Source organism: Marinobacter caseinilyticus, from assembly GCF_011074955.1.
GTDB lineage: Bacteria > Pseudomonadota > Gammaproteobacteria > Pseudomonadales > Oleiphilaceae > Marinobacter > Marinobacter caseinilyticus.
In genome coordinates, this window is sequence record NZ_WUQJ01000004.1 from 111,364 (window position 1) to 135,011 (window position 23,648).

Genomic DNA, 23,648 nt, shown 5'->3' on the forward strand with positions numbered 1-23,648 from the left:
GCCTTCCGGCTCACCTTGGCCGGCTACGGCCTCGGTTCAGCAAGTCATCAGTACCCTGCATTGATCAGAGCGCAAACCAGTTCCGTTTAATGGCTTCGTACTGCTCCTTGGTAATTACCCCCTCGGCAGACAAGCGGCGCATCTCCGAGACCGCCCGTGGAATCCTGCCCTTGCCCTCCGGCAACTGGCGCTGCCCCAAGACAATGCTTGCGCACATGGCCTCGATGAAAGCATTCCTCTTGATGTCGTCCGACGGCCACGCGTCGATCGTGAACAGAACGACGTCGCTGTTCAGTGCCAGAAACTCAAAACAGTGCCGGTGCCGGCGCAGTGCCACTGCAACGAGCACCAGAGCCGCACCGACCGGTGCAATCAGCCACCACCATGAAAGCGGCACAAGGGCAAAGATTGCGGCAGGCAAGATGAGCAGACAGGCCGCAGCGAACCAGAGTTTGTAGTGGTAGTCCTTGATTTCTCTCGGCTGCGGTTCCACAAACGTCAAATCGATGACCTTTTCTGGCAATTCCTTTTTACGCCGATGCATCCGGACCGACAGATAATGCCGGTTGAACCGACTGAACAGGGTACTGGTTTTCGCCCGGACACTGGTTTGCCGAAAACGGCTCTCGATTTGCCAGTTTTCCCGGGCTGGAACGTCCCAACCCGGGCGCTGGAGATCAAGATCGGGGATACCCCAGTTCTCCAGGTCAATGATGTCCGATTGGCCTAATGCAACTGTCACGGTGTTATTCCTCTCAAGGTGCTGGGAGTTCAAATTTGTCCGGGTCGTTGAACAGGTGGGCCCCGCTGTCGAGCCACTCGGCGATCAGGCGCAATTCGGCGTCACTGAGCATACCCATGTGATTACGACGGATCTCGGCCGTCGCCGCAGTCTCCACCTGGTATTCATCGTCATCCGGATCGTTATCAAACAGGCTGAAGAAGCGGGCGCTCGGAATGGCACCGCGTGCGCTCATTAACCGGCGCGCAAAGCAGACACCCGGGTCTGGCAGCACGGTCAGGTCACCCTGAACGCCTTCCGGACAGGCCCCGTCGACGGTCGGGTCCACTTCTATCCACTCGCCGTTCTCTTGCTTCAGGTAATAGTCGGGATTAAACAGCTGCACATAGGATTCCAACTGACGTGCGTCCCAGGAGGCATTGCTACTGCCCAGCAACAGCCCCGTGCTGGCACCACCGCCACCGGTGCCGTCCGGGCAGGATTTGCTCTCCGCGGCACGGTGGCAATTCTGGCAGGACGTCACCACATTCTGGTTCGGATCTATGCGGCAACTGCTCCAGATCGGCTGAATGTGCTCCTGGTAATTGATGGTCGCCTTGCACTCGCTGGTCCAGTTGGTCAGGCAGGTCGCATCGGTCACCGGCATCGGCGTAGTCAGGCCGGCGTAGGGAACCTCGAACGCCAGGGTCTCATCCGGGGGGTTGCCCCAGTAATCCTCGTATCGAACCGTATCCGCCCAGGTCGCAGTCAACTGCGCCAGGGAATTCACCAGGGTTTCGGCCATGGTGTCTTTCCCGTACTGCGCAATGATCGCCGGATTGGCGTTGGGGAACGGCAGGCCCGCGCCGGGCGCACCGGGGTTCGCGGACGCCAGTTCCACATCGGTGCGGGCGTGCGGGATGTCGACGTCAGGATCATGACAGCCGTAACACTTGAGCACTTCGCCGTCTTCCAGCCGCAGCGAGCGCGGATGCTGGGTCAGGTAGTTGTAGTTGAAATCCGGTGTCGCAATCAGCTCCACACGCTTGCCGCGCTTGTTGACAACCTCAAAGGTGAAGTTGGTATCGGCCGGCACTTTCACGAGGGCCGAGCCATCCGGTTCCACCATCGCGTAGGACAGCACGTCGTAAAGCGCACGGTTGCCTGAGCCAACGAGCGGCGTCAGTCCCAGGGGTGGCTGGGAGCCGTCAGTCGGGTTCAAAATCTCGTTGGTCAGGATCGCCTGCTCCAGTTCCGGCGGAATACTGCGCTTGCCCAACACCCGGACAAACCGCTCGGAACGGTCGTCCGGAGAGGTCAGGGAGGGGTCCCGCCGGTTTTCGATACCGCCGTCGTAGAGTTCCGCCATATCTGCGCCGTCCAGGTCGTAAACGCTGCGGATATGGAACAATGCGGTGTTTTCCTCAAGATTCAGCCTGGGTCGCTCGCCGCTATAGGGCTGCGCCAGTTCGTTATAATCCGCAATCACGATGTCGGTATACAGGGCTCTCTCGAAGCCTTGAACCACCGGTAAGCGGGTATTTTCATTAGGGTCTACCATCCAGATGCCGTACTGCGGCTCACTGAGGTTATCCACCGTGGACGAGCCTTCGCAGGCCGCCGTGATAGCAGCGTCAGACGTCAGACACTGGGCCCAACTGCCCAACAATCGGCCCGAGCCATCATTGTAAGGCGCAACGGCGCTGTACCAGCCCGCCGGAGAGACCTGATTGGGGTAGAAGTTAACCAGTCCCGGCGTCATGGATTCTTCGGCTTCACCGATGACACTCTCATCCACGGGCTTGCCCACGGCAAAGAAGTTCTGGCTATTGATTTTCACCAGATCGCCACCGTAGATGGGGCTGTAGATGTGGCGCATGACCGTCAGCAGGTTGCCGTCGTCCAGGGGGATCGGATCCATGTAGTGGATGAACGAGGCATCAGAAAACGCTTCGCTCAGGCTGCCGAAATACCGGTGCACGTTGCCGCCGTTGGGGGTGATCCGATACATGCTGAGCACGTCCTCGACGAAAATTCGCTCACCGTCAACCGCGCTCGCCAGCGACGCGCCGCACTTGTCTTCGACAGTCCATTCCTTGGGCTGTTCCAGCCCCGACGGGAACTTGCCGCCGTTGCCCTGACCGAAACCGCCACCGTGGGGCTGCTGGTTAAAATTGGGGTCATCGATGTTGTCCAGGGTGCAATCCTGGAGCGTCTCATAGATGCGGCCGAAACGAATGAAGACGACGTGCCCGTCGTTCATGGTGCTGGGCTCAATATCGTGGAACTGGCCAAAGGTGATCTGGGTCAGCTCGGTGCCGTCCATATTCATGGAGTGCAGCAGGGATGCCGGTTCATTGAAGTCTTCCAGGTATTCCCGAAGATCAAGGATCCGCCAATCACCCCGCGAGTACTGCCGGGATGACGAGAAGATGATTTTCCCTTCATTGGTGTACGTGGGATTGGTATCCTCCCCGGCATTGGCCAGATCATCCGCCGCCAGAACCCGGCGTACCCGCCCGGTGACAAACGAATACTCGTAGATGTTCCAGGTACTGTGCGCATCACTGCCGGCCGGACCGTGGGCCGCAAAGACCATTCGCTCTCCGTCGGGAGACACATCCAGGTCCTTCACATCGTAGGCACCGCCAAAATAGCCACCCAGGACATTGCGCTCACTGGAGCTCAGGGCGATGCGGTCACGCACCAACAGTTGAGCACCCGGATTGAACGCGTAAGGTGCGCGCGGGTCCAGAGGCGGCCGGATATTCAGGGACGATGTGTCGCCCATGTCCGGATAGTCCCTGACCACGTAGGCAAAAGGCTGATCAGAGAGCATGTTCTGCTCGTTATCGCTGAGCTCGCCCTCAATGCAGCCGCTCAACCCTGTTATGACCATGCCGGCCAGAATCAGGCCGCCCACCTTGCCGCGTAATTTATTCATGATCTTTCTCCCAACCTGCACTGCAGCAGGCAATCGGTCGCGGCCAGTAACAGCCGCAACCGGTTGTCCATCAACCAGGCATGAAATCGAACTTGTAGTTAACCGGTGTTGCCTGAACGTCCTCCGGACCGAAGGAAATCATCTGGATCCGGGCGAGCAGTTTCAGCGCCAGCTTCTTGTCTTCCAGTTGGCTATCCACCAGTTTGATGCTGGAGATGCTGCCATCCGGCTCAATCACTATGTGGAAAACAAACTTACCCTGAAGCCCCGGATCACTGCGCAACGCGCGGTTGTACAGGGCATAGATTGCGCCTTTGTGCTGTTCGAACACCCTCCGGATGGACTCCATGTCACGGCCGCCATCAACGCTTGAACGATGGGAGCCACCGCCGCTGCTGCTGCCGCCACCGCCACCTGTTCCACTGCCGATCGGGCTTTCAACCGCGGTAGAGGAATGGGCTGCGAGTTGCGTGCCGCTGCCAGAGTCGTTCATTACCGAGCTGTTCACACCGCCGCTGGTCTTGGTCGCCGAAGTGGCACCGAGTACCGAGCGCGCGGCCTTGGCCGCCGCACCGGTGGTCACATTGGTGTTACGAGCCTGTAGCTTGGCCACATTCAGAGAACTGCGCAGGGATGACAGTTCCTTGGAGAAGGCTGCCACGCCCATTTTGGACACCTTTTCGCGGGCCTTTTTAACTTCCTTGGCGGGCGCGGGTTTCGGTGCGGCCTTCTTTTCGGTCGGTTCCGGTTCTGCTTTTTCCTCCTGCCTCACCGGTTCCGGTGGCGGCGGCGGTGGCACGACCTTACGTTGCTCAATGAGGACTTTGGCGAGGCTCGGTGGCAAACGCTCTTTTTCCTCACGTTCAATTTCCGGTAAAGGTAGCCACGGAAAAATGACCGCCAGCAACAGAAGCAGCAGCAACAGGCGTTTGAGTATCCGCTTGAAGCGACTGTCCTCTTCGTCACTGGCTTCCCAGGGCAAAGCGAACTCGTAGTGTGTGATTGTCAAAGCTGTCATCGATCCCCTCCGTCAGGCGCCGCTGTTGCCGGAAACGCGTGAAACGGCCATGGAAAGGTCCCGATAATCCGCCTTTGCACAGGTCAGCATCACCCGCTTCAGGAGTTCGTAGGGAATTTCCTGGTCACCCAGAATAGTTACCGCCCGGCCCAGGGTTTTCTCACGCTCGGTCAGTTCGGAGCGCTTGCTGGCCTGGAAACGGAGTTCCTCCATCAGGCCATCAATCAGGCCATTGGACACGATCACCTCGTTGATGGACGCCACCGGCCGACCATCCACCAGGATGTCATCCTCGGTGATCATCACCACGGTGGTCTCTTTCGGACGCTCTTCCGCTGTGGAATCGGGCAGGACCACGTCGTTGACCTTGAGGATTTCATTGCTGCCGGAGTTGAGCAGCAAAAAGAACACCAAAATGGTAAAGATGTCCATCAGCGACACCAGGTTCAGCTTCGCCGGTTTCATGAATGTTTTCTGGCTGCCCTTGAGGCCGAATGAAGTCAGTTTGTCGTTCATGACTTCCCTCCTTTCTTCGGCGCATCCCCGAGGGAGATTTCCGGAAACAGTTCCACGTCCACCGCTTCGGCAACGACAACCGTCTTGGCGGAACGTAAGGTATCCATGGTGGACACCAGGGACTGATAGGTAACCCCCGGTTCAGACAGCAACAGGACGTCTTTCTTGTCGATGCTCTTGGCGGCCAGTCGGCGCTTGATCTCCATCAGGGCATTGGATAAGGCCCGGAAATCATGGCGCGCCGCCTTGCCATCGTCCGTGGCTTCAACCTTGTCGATGGTTTTCACCAGGTTGCCACTGGGGTAATACACCTCGATGACGGCTTCCCGCACAACCACCTCCAACTGCCGGTTGTCCTCAGCACTGGCGGTCTGGGCGCCGGTCAGGTCCGGCAGGTTGAGCTCGAGAATCGAGATGTGGTTGAACACCATGCTCATCAGCAGCACCGGCACCAGGACGATCATGAGGTTCATGAACGCGGTGATATCAATGTCCGGCTCTTCCAGTTCTCTGCGTTTTGTAAACATAACAAATTACCCGCTTGGATCAGGCGTCGGATTCACGCGTGTTAACAGAACGACGGTTGCTGCGAACGATGGTGTTCATGGCTTTCACTCCCGCCATCTCAATGCTCTCAACAATTTCCAGCGTCTTGTTCTGCAACAGTGAGTGGATCAGCAGCAGCGGAATGGCGGCGATCAGACCAAACGCCGTCGTGTTCATGGCGACTGATATCGACTGCGACAGCAGGGTGGCCTTGTCAGCCGGATCCGCGTTGGCAACCGCGGTAAACGCAGCAATCAGACCGATGATGGTGCCGAGCAGACCCAGCAGCGTCGACACGTTGGCGAGGATGGCCAGATAGTTGGTGCGTTTGGAAAGGCGCGGAATACTTTCCATCACGCCTTCCTGCATCGCGGCATGAATGTCATCCCGACGAGGAGACGAGCGCATAGTGTCCAGTGCCACCGCAATGAGGCGGCCAATAGCGGAACCGTTGTCCTGTGCCACTTGCTCGGCCTCGTCGAACTTCTTCTCGTTCATCAGCGGCAACAGTTGGGTGTAGGCTTTTTTGTTGGAATGATAGGCCCGCTTGAGGAAAATCCACCGTTCCGCCGAAATGGCAAGACCCACCATCAGAACTAGTGCAATTGGGAACATGAAGGCTCCGCCTTCCTGGAAGAATGAAACTATGCTTGAGTAAAAATTCATGTCAGGTACTCCACACGTCGCTGTTTGATTAATTCGTTTTTGGTGTTTGCTTTACTCGGCCGGGCCTGCGGGCACTTCCAGAGAAAGTTCGTCGTAGAACCTCATGGTTCTTGCGTGAACATCCCGGTCCACCACTTCAAACACCCTGCCGGACACAGAGGTGATTGAACGGTAGAGCCGTTCCGGCCCTTCCGGCGGTTTCCACGGGATGAAATAACTGACTGAAGGTTGCTCCTTGTCACCGACAAAGGTGCTCTCCAGGTCAATGTCCTCCTGTCCCAGGGCGGTCTGCGCCAGGGCCAGGGACACAAAGGCGGTGATAACGGCAAGCCGTGATCTGAATATTGTCATGACACTCTCCTAGCCGTTCTCTTCGGTTTGTTCTGCGGCCGGACTTTTGTCCGCCGCCATCGGCTCGGAAGCCGCCGCTTCACCGGTGGTTTCTGGTGGCGGCGGCGGAATGTCGATGAAGCTGGTTTCAATGCCGGTCCGGCGCCGGACCTCAATCAACCAGTCAGCCACTCGCGGATCTTCATCGCCGACCAGGAATTGGTAAGCCTCGTAATGGGGCTGCGCCTTCTTCGGCTGGTTCAGGTAGAGGTCATACAGAATGGCCAGGTTCAGGTGGGCACCGGGAAAGTCACTCCAGAGCTGGAGGGCCGACAGATAGGTTGCCCGGGCACCGTCAAAGTCACCCGTCCGGCGCTGGAACAGCGCCAGGGACAGGTAGGCATTTACGTTGTCTGGATTGACCTCGAGCGCCTTGCGGTATGACTTCTCGGCCCGCTCCATCCGCTCTCCGATTTCCGCCAGCTCACCCAGCTTGACCCAGGGCCCGGACAAGTCCGGATAATCACGGGTGATGGCCTCAAAGGCCTTGCGGGCATCCCGATGCTGCTCTTCCACCATTAGTTCGTTGGCACGCTGGAACCGGGCGATCACTTCGGATGGCACAGCAACGGGCGCGGTGGTGTAGGGATTGGGTGCTGGAACATAGGTCACTTTTTCTCCTTGGGCATCGTAGGCCTGGCGTGGGAGATACCGATGCTCCGATCCCGGAGCAGACTCAACTTGAGTGACCGCAGCGGCCACAACGTCCACTTCCGGTTTTTCCGGAGCGGAGACGGGGTCGTTCATTGAACCCAGCCCGGCACAGCCAGAAAGCAGGATTGTCGTGATCAGTGCGCCTCTGCGCGCGGGATTAACGAATACCATCGCCATACGCCACCTGTACTTCCTGTTTGTCGAATCGTGCCGGGTTCAGCTTCGCCATAGCGCCAAAGCTTCGTTCAATCCAGGGGTTGAACATGCCCCCCCAGGAACGGTCGATGTTGGCCTGATGCACTTCAATCGCGAGATCTTCAAAGGGAATGGCCTGTTCTTCGAGCACCAGCTCGTATTGCATGACTTCCAGTTCGCTCAGGCCCTTGGGTCTGGGTGCGTCCATGAGTTCCCTGGCAAACTGCCCGTACAAGTCGGCAATGTTGAAAGTGGCCCGAGTGGTCTGATCCAGCACACTGTATTCGACCGCCTGCTGGTAACGATCAAGCGCGTTCTTCATCTTTTCATTCTTGCGGGGAATGCTCTTGTTCAAAGGATGACGGAGCCGGACCCGATCGAACTCGGTACGCCAGTAATCGCCGTATTCGTTGTTTGCCCAGGCTGCCAGCCAGGACGAGCGATCGCTCTGCCAGTTGGATGGCGCCTTGTCGTGGCCATCGATCACCCGGCGCAGCCAGTACAGATGACGGTTGAGATCATCCACGCGCTTGTAGAGGTAGGCCACGTGGTAACGGGCTTCCATCCGGGTATCAAACGGTTCTTCGTAATCAAACGCCCATTTCTTGAAGTAGGTGAGTGCCTGTTCATCATCGCCGGCCTTTTCATACAGCTCGGCGGACAGAAACAGTGCGTCCCGCCGGGTCGTCGCCTTGGCATCGCTCCGGTAGATGGCGTCATACTCACGTGCCGCCAGCAGCCACTGCTCGTCCTGCTCGTAGGCCCAGGCGATCTTCTGGGGCAGGTCTGCCGCCAGCTTGTGGTTCGGGAACAGGCGACGCAGTTCGTTCATCTCCGCCAGCGCAGGGTCCCAGTCTTCCAGGGTCAGCAGATGGGTAGCGGCATCAAATTGAGCAATCACGCGGACATCGGTATTGGGGGCCACGTTCTTGATACGCAGGAACTGTTCGACAGCACCGGCCAGATCTTTCGCCGCCAGGGCCTGTTCGCCCTGTTTGTAGATGGTGACCGCCATACGCTCGGTGACTCCGTCATACTCCTGGTCGGCGGTGTCGATGTAACGGAGTTGATTGCGATAGCCGGTTTCTGCGGCGGGAAAATCACCCAGTTCGTACTGACTGTGCGCGATGACACCCCAGGCCGTTCGATTGAGCTCGCGATCCACGTCGCCGTCGCGGCTGACGATGCCGGTGGCCACTTCAAGGGCTTTTTCATACCGCCCGAGCGCAAACAGTTCTTCAGAGGTTTTGGCCAGTACCGAACCGGAACGTTCGTCATCCCGGAACGCCTGCACAAAACGCAACTGACTGTCGACGCCTTTGCTGCGCCAGGCGCGCAGCTGTTCACTGCCCTCACCGGCCGTTGCCATCAGGCGCTCGGCCTCTTTCTGGTAGGCGATGATGGCCGCGTAGCCCGCATCGGCCCCGAAGCCGGAGGTCTTGAATTCGTAGGCGGTGCGTTCGTAGTGGGTGATGGAGGTCGGATAATCGCCGCCATCGAAGGCCGCTTCCGCGCGCATGTACACCATTTCCGGCACTTTCGGGTCATCCGGAAAGGTCTGCTCAAATTCACCGTAGAATTCGGACGCTTTCAGGAAGCTGGCACGCTGCTCGGCAACACTGGCCACCGCGCCTTCAGCCAACTCACGCTTCAGGCGTTGTCCGGTGGCATGATAATGCCGGGCCAGTTCCTCAATGTAGGTCTTGATATTGGGTATGACTTTGGCACGGATATCTGCGGGCTTGGTCTTCCAGAACTCGGAGCGGATGCCATAGTTTTGGACGTAGGTTTCCTTCTCAGGCAGTACCTGCTGGGAAAACTCGCCATCCACGTAGGCGCGGATCATGTCCGCATGCATCTCCGGAGCCCGGTCAGAGTCCGGGTTCTGTACCACGAATGCCCGGAATGACGACGCCGAATCCTCGTACCGCTCCTTCTCGAGGTAGTGCTTGCCCAGACTCGAGTAAAGAATCCAGGTGTATTTCGCACTCGCTGGACGCTGGGCAAACATGCTGTCGATCTTCGTCGCGCCACCGGCATAGGCCAGCCCCACACTCATGATTCTCAGCGTGTCGTCGACCAGCGAACGGTTAACATTATCCAGCTTTTCGATCTTGCCATCTGCCGGCACCAGCCGGTCCAGCACCTGCGAAAATGCCATCAGGCTGTTGTCGTAATCCGACAGCTTGTACTGGGACCAGCCCAACAAGTAGTACGAATTGTTCAAAAACACCGAATCCTGGCCCAGGTTGATGACCGCCTGATAAGCCTGCTCCGCGTCCTCGTACTCTTCGTGCCGGAAATGAATATCGCCCTTGCGGAAATAGACCTCGGCCAACCGCCCGGACTCTGAATGATCCTGGATGAATTGCTTGAGAACCGCCTTCGCGTCCTGGTCACGGCCGTCCAGGTCATAGGCCTTGGCCAACTGGTACATGGCCTCGGCATTGTCGCTGGAGTCCGGATATTTCTTCAGCAGCTCCTGGTAGGCAGTAATGGCATCCGGGAAATAGCCCTTATCTCCAGGCAACACGTCGATAAGCTGGTTGTAGTCACCTTCGAGCATGTAGACGCTGGCAATACGGCGCTCAATCTGCTCCTTGAGTTTCCGGTCCTCAATGGTTTTCAACAGCTCCCGATACTCACGGCGAACGTCCTCGTGCATCACACGGGGCAACGGTATGTCCGCCAAGGGCTGATGGCTATCCTGTATACGACCAATAGTCTTACCGTCGTCGAAGCCGGCGCAACCGCTGAGCAATAGCGCAAGCACTAGAATATTAGATCGCATGATCATCCCCTTCTTCACCGGCAGAGGCTGCCTCTGCCTCCACTTCAGCCCCGTCCAGGGTCTGCAGGGATCGATCAAGAATCCGAACTTTGGCCAACTGGGCTTCAACCTGATATTGCTTCAGCCGCTGCTCGTGGATATCCAGCTCGGTAGACACGAGCGTGCGCATGACGTCTTCAAGCCTGACGACCAGGCTTTCCGTATGCACCATCTCCGCGTCTACCTGAGCCATCATGCGAACCACGCCCTGCTCAAAATCAGCCCCGTCAGACAGCTCGCCGGCGCCATTCACCGCCTGCAACATCTGCTCGCCGCGGGTAATATCGAACGCCAGCTCGTCCAGCTGCCACTGAAGCTTTTCCCGATCTTCCGGTGCAAGCGCCAACATGCGCGTCGACAACCTCTGTTTCTGTTCGCGGCTCTGTGACAACTGACGACCGAGCCCCGCCAGTGCCATACCGTGGCTTTCGCCGTCCAGGCTGCCGGCTCTTGCGGCCAGAATCACATCAAAGTCGTTCCGGCGGGCTTGCCAGCGCTCAAGGTTGTTGCGAATGGCGTAAAGGTCCCGCAGATCCTTGAGCAGGGATTGGAAACTGTGGTCCGACATCAACTCCACCAAAAATGGCGACAGGTGATTCACTGACACTGACGGTGCCTGACCGAACCAGTCGCTCTCGCCAAGGACCTCGTCAAGATTTTGGACGAACAACTCCATGACATCGGCATGACCAAGGGACTGCCGGGCTTTGTCCAGCCAGTCCAGAGCATCACGAAATTTGCTGTCGGCCTCGATAAACCCCTGCGCAGCACGGCCGTTTAACCCCAGTTGTTCGTATACATGGGGCTGCAAAAGAGTGGCTTCCTGAACTTCCGGCAACGCAATAGAACGTTTCGCCAGCTCATTCAACGGACCCAGGGCATCCCGGAACGCCCCGTCGTTAATCGCCATCCAGCTCGCACCGAGCAGGCCTCGGTTGGAATAGGCGCCGGTACTGCTGATACGGGACAACTGCAGGCCGGCGTTGACCTGGTCTTCCCGACGAGAGTAGAGGAAAGACAGCGCCATTCGCGCCCGGTCCGCCAGACGCCGGAGCTCCTCACTGCCATCATTGAGGGCAATGACTTTTTCCAGGGCAGCAATGGCGCGGTCTGATTCTTCCTGAGCACCAAAGGCAATGGCCAGGTTGAAATAAAAGTAAGGTGCGAACGGGCTGTCTATGTCGATGGTGTCGGCGACGGATTCACCCGCAGAAAAGTAGCCGAGCTTCACATTGACCAGCGCAGCGAGGTAACGGTATTCGGCGTCAACCGCCTCTGGAAGGCCGCCCTGAACGTTCCCAAGGTTGGTGGCAGCGGCGTTGGTATCGCCCCGCAGGTATTGCATTTTCCCGAGGTAAAACCAGGCCCGGTTGCGAACCTCCTCCGTCAGGTTGCCACGGGCAACGCGGCTGAAGATTTCTTCAGCTTGCGTATCGAGACCATAGGACAGACTGACCCCCCCTTTGAGCAGCTCAGGATAAGTGCCGTGATTCTGGACACCGCCCTTTTCTTCCGCCCACGCATACTCGACCAACGCTTCGAAGTAGTGCTGTTGGTAGAACTCGAACAGAATGGCGCCGTACTTAAGGTCATGTACTTCCGTGACGGCCGATGCGGTGCCACTGTGGCTGGCCAGCACGCCAGTGGTCAGGCACAGGATGACTTGCCGGAACATCCGGCTGGCGGAGTGACGACGCGACATGGCTTACCACTCCCGAACGGAGAATTCCGCCTGCTGCCGTGCTTCGGAATCGGCAATACTCAGCTCGACATACTTCGGACCTTGCCCTTTGGTGAAACGGAGACTGCTGCCCTGCTTATATTCACGGCCGTTGGGCCCCTGTCCGATAAAGAACGCGGACAACGTGTGCTCGCCGGCACTGACGTTGCCCATGTGCAGGCGATGCATACCGCCTTTAGCCAGGGCCTGGCGCTCGTCTTCGCTGTACAGATACGAGGTGACGGTTTCATTGTCCAGCCGCAGCTCAACGCCTTCCAGGCGGAAAAACTCACCGACGTTCAGGGACAGGAACACGTGAAACCGGGTATTCGCCGGAAACAGCAGGTCTTCTTCCAGAACCCTCAGATTCTTATTAAGCACCACGACGGACTGCTTCAGGCCTTGAATATCCCGGGACAGTTCGTTCACGGCACGCTGAGCCCGTTCCCGGCTCTTGCGAACCGACAATGGCGTTTCGATGATCTGGTCGAGCGCTGCCGCAGGGGCACCTGCCGCTGCCCTGTCGCGGTTTTCGGCCGTGTCTTCGCTGGCCACTGCGTGGCTGCCACAGACCGCCCATAGAACCACGGCCAGAAAAACGGACAGCGTTCTGCGCGATTGGATGTTTGCTGACCTGCGACCAGATCCCTGCTTTTGAAAAGTCACCATCTTGCTCCTGGGCCAGGACGCCGGTGTGGCGCTGACCAATAACCGTGAACAATCAGGGGACGGACTTTTGAGTTGTCTGATTTTGTCCGGAGAGCTCTTTTGTTTGCGGCTCGGTTTTTAGCGGACGATCAGTTTTCTAGGGAATTGTTTCATTCGTTAAATACTGTCAAATAAGCTAGCACAAGAATTCATTAATGGAACGGCTAATTTTTTATTGAATTGGATTCTGTGATCCACTGCTCGAAATTGAATGCGGGCTATTGCCCAATGGCAAAGCGGTCGTCAGAGTCGCTCTTGCGAACCCATTTTTTTTCAATAAAAACATATATTTACAATATTTTACACAATTTTACACAAGCAAAAAGCATCGGTTCCATAGTTATGACCGCGATCACAAATACGAACATCAGGGGTCCGTCCCTGTTTTCAGGAAGCCTCAGCCGGGACATCGTGTTCTCAATGGTATTGCTGACGCTTCCGCTGTCCCACGTCGGCGCTCAGACCGCCTTCGACGATGACAGTGCGGTACTTGAAGTAGTCGATCCGTTCATCGAGCTTCATACCGCGCCGGGCCGTGGTTATCCCGTGTTTCATGTCATCGAAAAGGGCGAACAGGTCGAACTCCTCAAACGCAAAACGAACTGGTACAAAGTGCGCTCCACAACGGGCGAGGAAGGCTGGACAAAAGCGGCCCAACTGGGCCACACGCTACAGCCCACCGGGCTGCCAGCGGATCTTCCGGAGGTCGGGCATGGGGAGTACCTGGCCTCAAACTGGCGGGTTGGCTTCACCACCGGTGTGTTTGAAAAATCCGCAAGCTTCAGTCTGACCCTTGGTTACCGCCCTCTCACCTGGATGGGCGCAGAGCTCGAAGCTGGCAAGATATACAACCAGTCCGTTACCAGTGACTACTACAGCGCCAACCTGATCTTCGAGCCGTTTCATCGCTGGAAGCTGACGCCTTACGCGCTGGTGGGGGTGTCACGATTTTCCTTCGACGCCCGTCAGAAAGTCTTGCTGGGCGATCTCGGCGACGCCGATGCCCTGGCCTTCGGCGGCGGCCTTAGTTACTACATCGGACGAAACTTCCTGGTTCGGGCCGAGTACCGGCTGTACTCGGTATCTTCCAATTCAGACAGCACAGGCTTAAGCGAATGGAAAATCGGATTGAACACCTTCTTCTAATGCCAGCACTGACTGGTATACGGTCTGGAAAAGCGCTGTTACTGGCGTGTTTGTTGATGCTGCCACAACTGTCGGCGGCCCAGGCATCCGGCGATACGACAAAACCGGCTCCGATTCAGGTTATTACGCCAGAAGTAGAGCCCCGCACTATCCGCGAAGCGGATATTGACGCGGAGTTCTTCGAAATCGGTGTTTTTGGTGGACTGATGAGCATTGACAACTTCAGCAGCGAGCCGTTGCTGGGTGTCAGTGCCGCGTTCCACGCCACCGAGGACTTTTTCCTGCAGTTCAACTATGGTTTCACCGAGGCTGGCCTGACCTCCTTCGAGGAACTCAGCGGCAGCAATGTACGCCTGCTAACGGACTCGGATCGAGAATACAGCTACTACGATTTCCTGGTGGGCTATAACATCTTTCCGGGCGAGATCTTCTTCAGCGACTCGCTGACGTTCAACTCGGCCTTTTATCTGGTCGGGGGTGTTGGAAACACCGAGTTCGGGGGAGAAAACAATTTCACCACCACCCTGGGCACAGGCTTCAGAATCGTGTTGCTGGACTGGCTGACCGTACACGTTGATTTTCGGGACCACATGTTCACCAGCGACCTCATTCGCGAATCCCAGTTGACCCACAACATAGAGCTCTCCTCCGGCTTCACCCTGTTTTTCTGACGGGGAGTCGAGGAGCACCGGCGCCGACCGCACGACCGGGGCCGGCAGGTCTGTGCCGTCGGTATGCCCCAAAGACACGCCAACTCTCGGCGCAATCAATGCGCCGGCACGCCCTCAATGAAACAGCACTTCTATCAACGACTGGCCCTGAACCCTCGCCCCGGTCTGACGCGACAGAGTCAATAGACACGCGCAACAGTCAGAGACTCGCACCAAACTAGACAGCCTCGATAAATAGACACCCTCAATGTCGAATTTCATTCTAAAATTAAGGAGTGAAGACAACGGCCACTTTGACGGTTAAACCGCCAATCCGAACATCATTGGAGGACTCGGCCATGAGCAATCTTATGGAACACCTGGAGCAGGACTGCCTGTTTGTGCCGGCCCCTTGCCACGCCATTGAGCTGATTATTGAGCCCAGGGTGAAGGATATTGGCGGTTTTTCGGTGCGCCGTGTCCTGCCGACACTGAAGCGCAGGAAGGTTGGCCCCTGGGTCTTTTTCGACCACATGGGCCCCGTCCACTTCCCCATTGGACAGGGTCTGAACGTTCGCCCTCACCCACACATCAACCTGGCGACCGTGACTTACCTGTTCAAAGGCGAAATTCTGCATCGGGATTCCCTTGGCAGCCTGCAGACCATTCAACCGGGTGATATCAATCTGATGGTTGCCGGGCGCGGCATTGCGCACTCCGAGCGCGAGCGACCCGAGGTCACGGACAGCGACCACGACCTGCATGGCTTACAGCTGTGGTTGGCGCTGCCCGAACAGGATGAAGAAACCGACCCCGCGTTCTATCACTACCCTGAGCAGGAGATACCTTCTGTGACGGTGGAGGGGGTCCCTGTGAGGGTGCTGATGGGCTCGGCCTACGGCGTGACTTCACCGGTCAAAACGTTCGCCGAAACGCTGTATGTTGAAGCCAACCTGAGCGAGGGCCAGTCCATTACGTTGCCCGAGGCAGCAGAACGTGCGGTCTATGTCGCCCAGGGCCACCTGAGAGCCGGCGGCACTGACATTTCGGCGCACTCGATGGCGGTGTTCAGCGCCGACGGCGGCATTGCCCTGGAGGCAACCGAGGCGTCCCGCATCGCGATCATCGGCGGCGAGACCATGCCTGACCGCTACATCGAGTGGAATTTCGTCTCCAGCCGCAAGGAGCGGATTGAACAGGCCAAGGAAGACTGGAAGGCAGGCCGCTTTGCCAAGGTTGCCGGAGACGAGGACGAGTTTATCCCGTTGCCGGAATAATACCGTCGGTCGCGGCGATGTCGCGTGCATAACCGGCCGACGCCGAAACCCATACCGTGATCGCGAAAACACGAGCGAATCCAGGCACGGGCATCAAGCAGCGGACAGACCGACCATTTTTTCCGAGACGGCCCAGAGTTGTTCTGCGGCATTGTCATCCCGGGCACTGGACTTGGTTTTCTGGGGTTTGCAGTCCTGATAATACCCACCGGTTTCACCTTCGAGCTCAGGGGCACTGGCCAGCCAGGTGGTGGTTCTGGAGCCCTCATCGGCGGAAATGGTAAATAACCGTATCACACTGCTCACAACTTTTTCGTACCAACGGTTGCCCGGCCAGATATTGGTGTTGACGGCGCCCGGATGGAGCGCATTGACCGTGACCCCAGCGCCGTCGAGGCGTTTGGCCAGTGCCCGGGTGAACAGCATGTTAGCCAGCTTTGATTGCGAGTAGGCTCTCATCACTCGATAGCCTTTGGTCAGATTCAGGTCATCAAAGTGTATTTTGCCCATTGTGTGCGCCACTGACGCCACATTGATGATACGACCACCAGGTGATTTAACGGCCTGCAGCAGCAGGTTGGTCAGCAAAAACGGTCCGAGGTGATTGGTGGCCAGCGTCATTTCAAAACCGTCCACCGATTCTTCCCGACGAACCTTGGCCACGCCGGCATTGTTCACCAAAACGTCCAATGTCGGAAAGCGCTCAAGTATTTCAGCGGCGGCGGTACGAACGGACTCCAGTGACGACACATCCAATTGGACACTGTCCAACTGGGCATGGGGATGTATGACCCGAATGGCGGCCATCGCGTCATCCGCCGCCTCCGGACGCCGGCAGGCCAGGACGACCCTTGCCCCCTTGCCCGCCAAGTCCCGAGCCGCACAAAACCCAATGCCGCTATTGGCACCGGTAATCAGCACAACTTTGTCCATCATCACCGTGGTCATACCTTCGCTCCTGCTGTGTTAGTACCGCATCCGTGTCGGCAATTCGGGGCGCGCGCAGAGCGCTGCAACCGGGGCTGTTACGCCAACGCTTGCGGTAAGAACAATTCAACGCATCGATCAGCATCCAACCCTTGAACATCCACTATGACTCAGTGCGGCCCCCGTGATTCGCCCATAAAAAAGCCCCTGAAGTCAGAGGCTTGTTTTACCAGCTCAACACGCAGACCCGAGCAAGGATTCACACCGCATACCCGGGCCGCCCGCTTTACACACCGGGGTCGGCCTGGAGTTCCTTGGCGGGCACCCGGTCGGCACCCCAGCTGCGATGCACCCGGTCTATGACGCGCTGCAATTCTTCATTACTGACATTGGCCAACTCACCGCGCTCAAGCGGGTCAAAATGGAAAATATACAGTCGGGAGGCGAACTGCTCGAAAGGCAGGGATGACTCACCGAACCGCTCGCCATGCCCGGCCGTGCTGACGACCACTTCATCGCCCCAATTCTGACCGCTGTCATTGTTCGGGTTGAAAAAGTAGACCCGCATCACTTCCTGCGGATCCAGCGACACTCTCAACACAGTAATTGCGTGCCAACCAATAAACCGGGCCGCACTGTCTGTTACTGCGATGCCCGCCGGCTGCGGGTGGATGAGGGGCTGGTTACCGTTGTAGTACGGGTGATAGCTGGCATAAAAGTGCCGCAGAAAGTCTTCCAGTTTGTCCAGCTTGCCGGTTGCCACATCGACATTGATGCGGAAACCACGCCCGGACCACCAGCCATGAAACTCCGGGTTGACCCAGCGATGTGGGTCACCCTCCCGGCCGATGCATCGGCGTCCCATCTCAGCGTAAATTCTGTCGAGGTGCGGCACCACTATCAGCGACACCGGGTCCAGATCGAAAGGCAATTCCTTGGCAACCCCGGACACACTGTCCCTGGAGGAAATCGGCTGACCTTCAAAATGGATAATGATCTCATCATCCCGGGCAGCCCACACCACCATTTGCAACAGGTAATCGGGATCGTTGTACGCCCACATGGACAACGCACGCGCCGACTGGCAGGTCGGATTATTACCCTGACCCACACCCAGTGGCTGCCCCAGCATGCACAACACACCCTCCAGCAACCGGGCCCGGGGCGACGGCTCGTAACCATAGGCCAGCGTCAGACGCTCTTTCGAATAGACCGACAATGGCAAAGAAATCTGCCGCCATAGCGCCGGTGCCACGGGCGGCTGGTAAAGAATACCGCGCTCAAGCATCAGGGCAAGGCCATAAATGCCCTGCGCGGTTTGCGCAAAGATGCCCTCCTTGATGATGGCGTGCACCAGATCGTCATAGCACAGCAGGCAGTCCCGCCCCGTGCTCGACAGCCCGAGGGCCTCTGACAACAGGTAGCTGCCCTGGTTCTGCAGGTGCCGAACGAGGACCGCGTGGTAGGGCGACACCAACCCGGTGTCATGCATGGCGCGCGCAAATCCGGAGGCTTCATACTGCAGGGCCCCCGAATCCATGCTGTCCAGGCGTTCCTGGTAGACCACCACACCGGGGTCCTCACGGCACGCTTGCGTGGTGCCGTAAAGGCTGCTGATCAATCGATCGGCGCCTTGACCGCTATTGCCCAGATCGATGTCCGGATTGCCGCGAGTGGCCGCAATCTGGGTCACCATTTTCTTGATGTTATCGACCTGGATCGGACGCTGCTGAAGAATGCGCCAGATCTCGTCCACCAACTGGTCGATGACGTGCTCATAGCCGATTCGTTGCGCAAGATGACGGAGCAATAAGCGCGTCGCCAATGCCAGACGTCCCTGCTGCTCACGCTCCGCTTCGCTCGGCGTGCCAAACAGCAAGTCAAGATTCAGTGCCATCACCTGGGTCAGATAATGGTGTGCCTGTTCGGCCGACATGGCCGGGTGGTCAAAGTCACCCATGGCAATGGCCAGCAACCGCAGCTCACTGATGGCCTCGATAATGACGGTGTCCGCCACCGGGCTTTTCAGCGAGAGAGAGGCCAGGGCCGGTAATAATATCTGGGGATACATCCAGTCCGAGCCGTTGAAAACACCCGACGCCTCGAATTGTGCTGCACGGCTTTCGAGCACCGCGCAGCCCCCTTCCACCATCAGCAATCGGCGGGCGGCATCAAACACACGCCGGACCTTGCCTGGCTTCGCGTAATTGGGCGCATCCGCCAGCCATTGGATTGCTTCGTCCAGTCTTACGGACAGACTCTCCAATTTGCTGGCATTGGCCTCATCGTTGAGCTCTGTGTGACTCAAGCTGACTCCTTGTATGAATTACGACACTAACGTGCATGTCGCGCCTCTCGATTATACATAGAAATCGAGTTCTTCCTGATGCTTGAGCAGGTCTCTCATGGTGTGCGCGTCGTCACCGAAGAAGTAAATCAGACCCCAGTGGGTACCGAACGCGGTCCGCTTGGTGACCGTTTCTTCAACCGGCGGCGTCAGTTCATGAGACTCGAAATACTCGTGATCTTCGGTCTCCGCCGGAATCTCCAGACGGCTGACCACACGACGACGTGGGTACACACCGAAGCACCCAGCGACGCCCTTGGCATCGACCACTTCTTTCGGGAAAAAGTTTGTTATCTCTTCTTCTGTGGTTTTGGGGTCAAAGGACAGAATCAGACCCTGATAGGCGTTAAAGCCATACGCTCGCTCGAGCAGCTCGAACACCTTGAACCCTGGTGGACGATACGCCACTTCACCGAAGTACATTTCTCCATCGCTGGTTACGAAGTACTCGGGGTGAATAAAGCCAAACTCGATATCGAAGGTTTTAATCAGCTTCTCGATCTGGACGGTGATGGCATCCCGATACTTTTCCAGTTCCGGTGTCGCGGGGACAAACACTGAGTAGCCCAGCGTGACGTACTCGGAGATATTCAGGAATCGGATCTTGCCATTATGTATCCAGGCTTCAACCGCAAACTCCCAACCGTCCAGGTGCGATTCCATCAACACCGGGAATTCTTCGTCCGGAATGGTATCCACTTCATCCGGCGTCCGAATGACACGGTGCCCGAGACAGCCGGCTTTATCGAAGGCTTTCAAGTGAATGGGATCGTTGGGGTCACCGTCCAGCTTCAGCAAAGTCTGGTTAACGCGCTTCAGGAAGCGGACTACATCGGCCTTGTCGTGAGCTTCTTCGAATATACCGACCCGAATACCACCCAACTGGGCACGACGCTTCATCAGTGCTTTGTCGCGGAGCAGCAAGGATTGACCGAACAAACGCGGGTTGTCGAGCAATACCGAGTTAATCGCACCCGCCCACTCAACTGTCTCCTCAAATAAGGGGATAGAGACGTCCACGCCCATGTCCTTCAGCGTCTGCGCAATTTCCATCGAGCGATCATTCAGCCGTTCAAAGTTCCAGGGCACGTAGGGAATATCGTGCTCTTTGCAATAAGCTTCGGCCCAGTCCGGCGCCACCACAACGTAGCGGCGATCGAATTTGTCGGCAGCTTCAACTGCACTCAAACTCCAACCCAAGAGAGCTACATAGCCTTTATTGGGATCACGTTTTGCTGATTTTTGCTCTGTCATTCGCAGTTCCTCCGCTTCGACAAGTTAGGTCACCAACCTACACCTTTAGGGGAAAGTTAGAAACACGATGGCTCCTGTTCAGTATAGAAGAAGCCCTGAACGCCGCCAGACGTCAGGGCTGTAGAGGAATAAGAGTTTTAATAGATTTTGGCTATGGAGAGCATTTAGTCGGTATTTTTCCGCAAGCCAAGAGTTCTGAGCGTCCGGGCCCGAATATCGACCAGCAGTGATTCATTGTCCACCAGTGACTCACCGTACGACGGAACCATGGCTTTCATCCGGCCGTGCCACTCGGCATCCCTCATCCGTTGCGGGAAGCACCGCTCTATGACATCGATCATCGCATGCGCTGCGGTGGATGCCCCAGGAGATGCCCCCAGCAAGGCCGACAGCGTACCGTCTTTGGAGGCGACTATTTCGGTACCGAACTCCAGTTTACCCTCGCCGCCCGGGCCTTTTTTAATGATCTGCACCCGCTGACCCGCCATCCGTAGCTTCCAGTCTTCCTCGTTGGCATCCGGATAGAAGTTTTTAAGCGCCGCAACCCGGTCTTCGTGCGACTGAAACACTTCGCCAATCAGATACCGGGTCAGATCCATATTGCTTTTGCCCGCCGTCATCATTGACCGGATGTTGTTGGGCTTTACCGAGCCAAACAGATCAAACATTGAGCCCTGCTTCAGGAAACGGGTCGTGAACCCGGCGAAGGGCCCAAACAGCAGCGCCGGCGTGCCATTGATAATTCGAGTGTCCAGGTGGGGCACCGACATCGGAGGCGCCCCCAGCGGCGCCTTACCGTATACCTTGGACTGGTGCTGCTGGACGATGTCCGGTTTCTGACAGTACAACCATTGGCCGCTGACCGGGAACCCGCCGTAGCCGTTGGCTTCTTCGATACCCGACTTCTGCAGCAGCGGCAGAGCGCCACCGCCGGCGCCCAGGAAGACAAACCCGGCTTCCAGTTTTTTGGTCACTCCGGTTTTTTCATCCCGGACCCGGACTTTCCAGCGACCATTATCTCGCTGGGCCAGTGAGCGCACCGGGTGCCCGAGCATCAATTCAAAATTCGGCTGGCTCTGCAGACAGTCCACCAGGCTCCGCGTCAAGGACCCGAAATCCACATCGGAGCCATGCTCTACCCGCGTGGCGGCAACGGCCTGCATCGGGTCCCGGTGATTCACCACCAACGGCATCCATTCTTTAAGCTGCTCCGGGGAGTCGCTGAATTGCATCTCGCGAAACAGATGGTGAGCGCTCAGATTCTGAAAGCGCTTGCGCAGGAACTCGACATTTTCTGCGCCCCACACAAAGCTCTGGTGCGGCGTGGCGTTAATAAAGGTGGAAGGTTGCGGCAGCATGCCCTGCTCCACAAGGTAGGACCAGAACTGCAGAGAAACCTCGAACGAGGCGTTAATTTTCAGAGCGCGTTCAATTTCGACGTCGCCATCGTCGGTCTCCGGCGTGTAATTGAGTTCGCAATAGCCGGCATGTCCTGTACCGGCATTATTCCATCCGTCTGTGCTTTCATGGGCCACGTGATCGAGACGTTCTACCATGATGATGTCCAGGGACGGGTCGAGCTGCCTGAGCATCATGCCGAGGGTGGCGCTCATGACGCCACCGCCGACCAGCACTACATCTGCTTGTCTAGCGGACATTACGTTCTCACCTTAGCAAGTTTAAATTGCGGCGATTATCCCGTGTTTCCACGCGAGAATAAATTGTGATTCACATATGAATTCGGACGAGCCAACGACCAACTTGGCGAATTCTATAACGTGTTACCAAGTAATACTGTCGAAACACTGGTCGCAGGCCAGCCTAAAGACTAAAATCCGGCCGCTATTACAACCTCAATCTCGTCCGCATCAACTCAGGCTGTTTTATGTCACCGTTGGATATTACGCTCGTGGGTCTTGCACTGGCTGCACTGGGCGGCGTCATTTTTGAAGAAGTCACGCACGTCAATAAAGCCAAAGTCACGCTGTTTTTTGGCACCTTTGCCTGGATTCTTCTGTTTACCTTCAGTGATACCCCGGCTGAAACGCTCCGGATATCGAATGGGTTGGCGGAGAGCATTGCGGAGATCGCCGGCCTTTGGCTGTTCCTGGTAGCCGCCATGACTTTTGTGGCCTACCTCAACAAAAAAGGCATGATCGAGAACATCATTTACCTGGTACTCCCGCGACAAATCAGCGAGCGCACACTGCTCTTCTTCACCGGACTGTTCTGCTTTATTTTCTCCTCTTTGGCGGACAACATCACTGCCACATTGGTCTCGGCTGCGCTCATACTTTCGCTGGACATCAGCCTTAAAAAACGCCTTCGATTTATCACCTTGGCGGTGTTTGCTGTCAACTCCGGCGGTGTCGCGCTGATCACCGGTGACGTCACCACCCTGATGATTTTTCTTGCCGACAAAGTTGAAATCCTGACCCTGCTGACCTTGGCCGCACCCGCCTTTGCGGGCGTATGCATGCTCGCACTGCTGCTGTCCCGGGGCATGACCGGCACCGTGAATCTCCACCATAAAATGAGCCCTGTGCGCCGGGTGGACGTCGTCATCAGCCTGCTGTTTTTGCTCACAATCCTGGCCACCATCGTATGCAATGTATTGTTCAGCATTCCACCGGTTCTGATGTTCCTGTTCGGCCTCTCCATTATGTTTCTGGTTTCCCGTTTTATGAGCGACGATACCGACCTGGACCCGATCCTGGAGTATGTTCGGGCGATTGAGTTTGAGACCTTGCTGTTTTTCCTTGGCATTCTGTTGCTGGTCGGCATGCTGCAGGAAATTCGGGCGCTGTCGTCCCTGGTCGCGATATACGACCTGATGCCACCGCTGGCAGCGAACTATTTGATGGGTATTTTCTCTGCCTTTATCGACAACGTGCCGCTTACCGCCGCGCTGTTGAAGTCCGGTATCCAGATGTCAGCGGGCGAGTGGATGGGGCTGACGTACGCCGTCGGTGTCGGTGGCTCGCTGCTGATTATCGGTTCGGCGGCCGGCATTGTGGCGATGAGCAAAATACCGGGGCTTACCTTTGCCAACTATCTGCGGTACTTTGCGTTTCTTCTCATTGCCTACACCCTGGGTTATTCGGGAGTCTTTTTACTTGGCCAATTCGTAAATTGAGGT

Annotated in this window: 19 protein-coding genes; 4 read left to right on the forward strand and 15 right to left on the reverse strand. The window is 57.1% G+C overall.

Annotation, left to right across the window (positions count from 1 at the left end; all coding sequences use genetic code 11):
* Positions 1-64 precede the first annotated feature (64 nt).
* The 11 genes from GRX64_RS00690 to GRX64_RS19460 all read right to left on the reverse strand — a co-directional run bounded on the left by GRX64_RS00690 (position 65) and on the right by GRX64_RS19460 (position 12,869).
* Complete coding sequence (locus tag GRX64_RS00690; protein ID WP_166263264.1) at positions 65-742, reverse strand: hypothetical protein; 678 nt, start codon at positions 740-742, stop codon at positions 65-67.
* Positions 743-755: 13 nt separating this feature from the next.
* A complete protein-coding gene (locus tag GRX64_RS00695) occupies positions 756-3,665 on the reverse strand; it encodes a PD40 domain-containing protein (RefSeq protein ID WP_166263265.1) in 2,910 nt (969 codons plus the stop codon).
* A gap of 70 nt (positions 3,666-3,735) precedes the next feature.
* Positions 3,736-4,683, reverse strand: a complete 948-nt coding sequence (locus GRX64_RS00700) for an AgmX/PglI C-terminal domain-containing protein (RefSeq protein WP_166263266.1) — start codon at positions 4,681-4,683, stop codon at positions 3,736-3,738.
* A 12-nt stretch (positions 4,684-4,695) separates the two neighbouring features.
* The gene (locus GRX64_RS00705) at positions 4,696-5,199 is read right to left on the reverse strand and encodes an ExbD/TolR family protein (protein WP_207308680.1); all 504 of its coding nucleotides are present in this window, start codon (positions 5,197-5,199) and stop codon (positions 4,696-4,698) included.
* Positions 5,196-5,726, reverse strand: coding sequence for an ExbD/TolR family protein (locus tag GRX64_RS00710; protein WP_166263267.1), 531 nt, complete (start codon positions 5,724-5,726; stop codon positions 5,196-5,198). The genes GRX64_RS00705 and GRX64_RS00710 overlap by 4 nt, the downstream gene beginning before the upstream one ends.
* A 19-nt stretch (positions 5,727-5,745) precedes the next feature.
* Positions 5,746-6,411 carry a MotA/TolQ/ExbB proton channel family protein gene (locus GRX64_RS00715; RefSeq protein ID WP_166263268.1) on the reverse strand — a complete coding sequence of 222 codons (666 nt, stop codon included), beginning with the start codon at positions 6,409-6,411 and terminating at the stop codon, positions 5,746-5,748.
* A 51-nt stretch (positions 6,412-6,462) separates the two neighbouring features.
* Positions 6,463-6,762 (reverse strand): hypothetical protein, encoded by a 300-nt coding sequence (locus GRX64_RS00720; protein WP_166263269.1) that lies wholly within the window; start codon positions 6,760-6,762, stop codon positions 6,463-6,465.
* 9 nt (positions 6,763-6,771) lie between these two features.
* The gene (locus GRX64_RS00725; protein ID WP_166263270.1) at positions 6,772-7,632 is read right to left on the reverse strand and encodes a tetratricopeptide repeat protein; all 861 of its coding nucleotides are present in this window, start codon (positions 7,630-7,632) and stop codon (positions 6,772-6,774) included.
* Entirely contained in the window at positions 7,613-10,441 is a 2,829-nt protein-coding gene (locus GRX64_RS00730) for a tetratricopeptide repeat protein (RefSeq protein WP_166263271.1), read from the reverse strand. Before GRX64_RS00730 ends, GRX64_RS00725 begins: the two co-directional genes overlap by 20 nt.
* Positions 10,431-12,182 (reverse strand): tetratricopeptide repeat protein, encoded by a 1,752-nt coding sequence (locus GRX64_RS00735; RefSeq protein WP_166263272.1) that lies wholly within the window; start codon positions 12,180-12,182, stop codon positions 10,431-10,433. Before GRX64_RS00735 ends, GRX64_RS00730 begins: the two co-directional genes overlap by 11 nt.
* A gap of 3 nt (positions 12,183-12,185) precedes the next feature.
* Positions 12,186-12,869 (reverse strand): hypothetical protein, encoded by a 684-nt coding sequence (locus GRX64_RS19460; RefSeq protein WP_207308681.1) that lies wholly within the window; start codon positions 12,867-12,869, stop codon positions 12,186-12,188.
* A gap of 381 nt (positions 12,870-13,250) precedes the next feature.
* Here GRX64_RS19460 and GRX64_RS00745 point away from each other — a divergent pair, with 381 nt between their 5' ends.
* The 3 genes from GRX64_RS00745 (at position 13,251) to GRX64_RS00755 (ending at position 15,981) form a co-directional block, all read left to right on the forward strand.
* A complete protein-coding gene (locus GRX64_RS00745; protein ID WP_166263273.1) occupies positions 13,251-14,054 on the forward strand; it encodes an SH3 domain-containing protein in 804 nt (267 codons plus the stop codon).
* A complete protein-coding gene (locus GRX64_RS00750; protein WP_166263274.1) occupies positions 14,024-14,725 on the forward strand; it encodes an outer membrane beta-barrel domain-containing protein in 702 nt (233 codons plus the stop codon). Before GRX64_RS00745 ends, GRX64_RS00750 begins: the two co-directional genes overlap by 31 nt.
* Positions 14,726-15,063: 338 nt before the next feature.
* A complete protein-coding gene (locus GRX64_RS00755; protein WP_166263275.1) occupies positions 15,064-15,981 on the forward strand; it encodes a pirin family protein in 918 nt (305 codons plus the stop codon).
* Positions 15,982-16,074: 93 nt separating this feature from the next.
* Here the strand turns inward: GRX64_RS00755 and GRX64_RS00760 are convergent, their stop codons facing one another.
* The 4 genes from GRX64_RS00760 to mqo form a co-directional block, all read right to left on the reverse strand.
* Positions 16,075-16,929: an SDR family oxidoreductase gene (locus GRX64_RS00760; protein WP_207308682.1), complete on the reverse strand. Its 855-nt coding sequence runs from the start codon at positions 16,927-16,929 to the stop codon at positions 16,075-16,077.
* Between the two features lie 265 nt (positions 16,930-17,194).
* Positions 17,195-19,216 (reverse strand): hypothetical protein, encoded by a 2,022-nt coding sequence (locus GRX64_RS00765; RefSeq protein ID WP_166263276.1) that lies wholly within the window; start codon positions 19,214-19,216, stop codon positions 17,195-17,197.
* A gap of 51 nt (positions 19,217-19,267) precedes the next feature.
* Complete coding sequence (locus tag GRX64_RS00770; protein ID WP_166263277.1) at positions 19,268-20,509, reverse strand: ATP-grasp domain-containing protein; 1,242 nt, start codon at positions 20,507-20,509, stop codon at positions 19,268-19,270.
* 164 nt (positions 20,510-20,673) lie between these two features.
* Positions 20,674-22,167, reverse strand: coding sequence for a malate dehydrogenase (quinone) (gene mqo / locus GRX64_RS00775; protein WP_166263278.1), 1,494 nt, complete (start codon positions 22,165-22,167; stop codon positions 20,674-20,676).
* A gap of 227 nt (positions 22,168-22,394) precedes the next feature.
* Between mqo and nhaD the strand changes: the two genes are divergently transcribed.
* Positions 22,395-23,645: a sodium:proton antiporter NhaD gene (gene nhaD / locus GRX64_RS00780; RefSeq protein ID WP_166263279.1), complete on the forward strand. Its 1,251-nt coding sequence runs from the start codon at positions 22,395-22,397 to the stop codon at positions 23,643-23,645.
* Positions 23,646-23,648 lie beyond the last annotated feature (3 nt).

What these genes read in the sequence shown, in the direction of transcription:
- GRX64_RS00695 (WP_166263265.1), bottom strand. Translation starts at nt 3,665, where the DNA reads ATGAATAAATTACGCGGCAAGGTGGGCGGCCTGATTCTGGCCGGCATG.
- GRX64_RS00700 (WP_166263266.1), bottom strand. Translation starts at nt 4,683, where the DNA reads ATGACAGCTTTGACAATCACACACTACGAGTTCGCTTTGCCCTGGGAA.
- GRX64_RS00705 (WP_207308680.1), bottom strand. Translation starts at nt 5,199, where the DNA reads ATGAACGACAAACTGACTTCATTCGGCCTCAAGGGCAGCCAGAAAACA.
- GRX64_RS00710 (WP_166263267.1), bottom strand. Translation starts at nt 5,726, where the DNA reads ATGTTTACAAAACGCAGAGAACTGGAAGAGCCGGACATTGATATCACC.
- GRX64_RS00715 (WP_166263268.1), bottom strand. Translation starts at nt 6,411, where the DNA reads ATGAATTTTTACTCAAGCATAGTTTCATTCTTCCAGGAAGGCGGAGCC.
- GRX64_RS00720 (WP_166263269.1), bottom strand. Translation starts at nt 6,762, where the DNA reads ATGACAATATTCAGATCACGGCTTGCCGTTATCACCGCCTTTGTGTCC.
- GRX64_RS00725 (WP_166263270.1), bottom strand. Translation starts at nt 7,632, where the DNA reads ATGGCGATGGTATTCGTTAATCCCGCGCGCAGAGGCGCACTGATCACG.
- GRX64_RS00730 (WP_166263271.1), bottom strand. Translation starts at nt 10,441, where the DNA reads ATGCGATCTAATATTCTAGTGCTTGCGCTATTGCTCAGCGGTTGCGCC.
- GRX64_RS00735 (WP_166263272.1), bottom strand. Translation starts at nt 12,182, where the DNA reads ATGTCGCGTCGTCACTCCGCCAGCCGGATGTTCCGGCAAGTCATCCTG.
- GRX64_RS19460 (WP_207308681.1), bottom strand. Translation starts at nt 12,869, where the DNA reads ATGGTGACTTTTCAAAAGCAGGGATCTGGTCGCAGGTCAGCAAACATC.
- GRX64_RS00745 (WP_166263273.1), top strand. Translation starts at nt 13,251, where the DNA reads ATGACCGCGATCACAAATACGAACATCAGGGGTCCGTCCCTGTTTTCA.
- GRX64_RS00750 (WP_166263274.1), top strand. Translation starts at nt 14,024, where the DNA reads ATGGAAAATCGGATTGAACACCTTCTTCTAATGCCAGCACTGACTGGT.
- GRX64_RS00755 (WP_166263275.1), top strand. Translation starts at nt 15,064, where the DNA reads ATGAGCAATCTTATGGAACACCTGGAGCAGGACTGCCTGTTTGTGCCG.
- GRX64_RS00760 (WP_207308682.1), bottom strand. Translation starts at nt 16,929, where the DNA reads ATGACCACGGTGATGATGGACAAAGTTGTGCTGATTACCGGTGCCAAT.
- GRX64_RS00770 (WP_166263277.1), bottom strand. Translation starts at nt 20,509, where the DNA reads ATGACAGAGCAAAAATCAGCAAAACGTGATCCCAATAAAGGCTATGTA.
- mqo (WP_166263278.1), bottom strand. Translation starts at nt 22,167, where the DNA reads ATGTCCGCTAGACAAGCAGATGTAGTGCTGGTCGGCGGTGGCGTCATG.
- nhaD (WP_166263279.1), top strand. Translation starts at nt 22,395, where the DNA reads ATGTCACCGTTGGATATTACGCTCGTGGGTCTTGCACTGGCTGCACTG.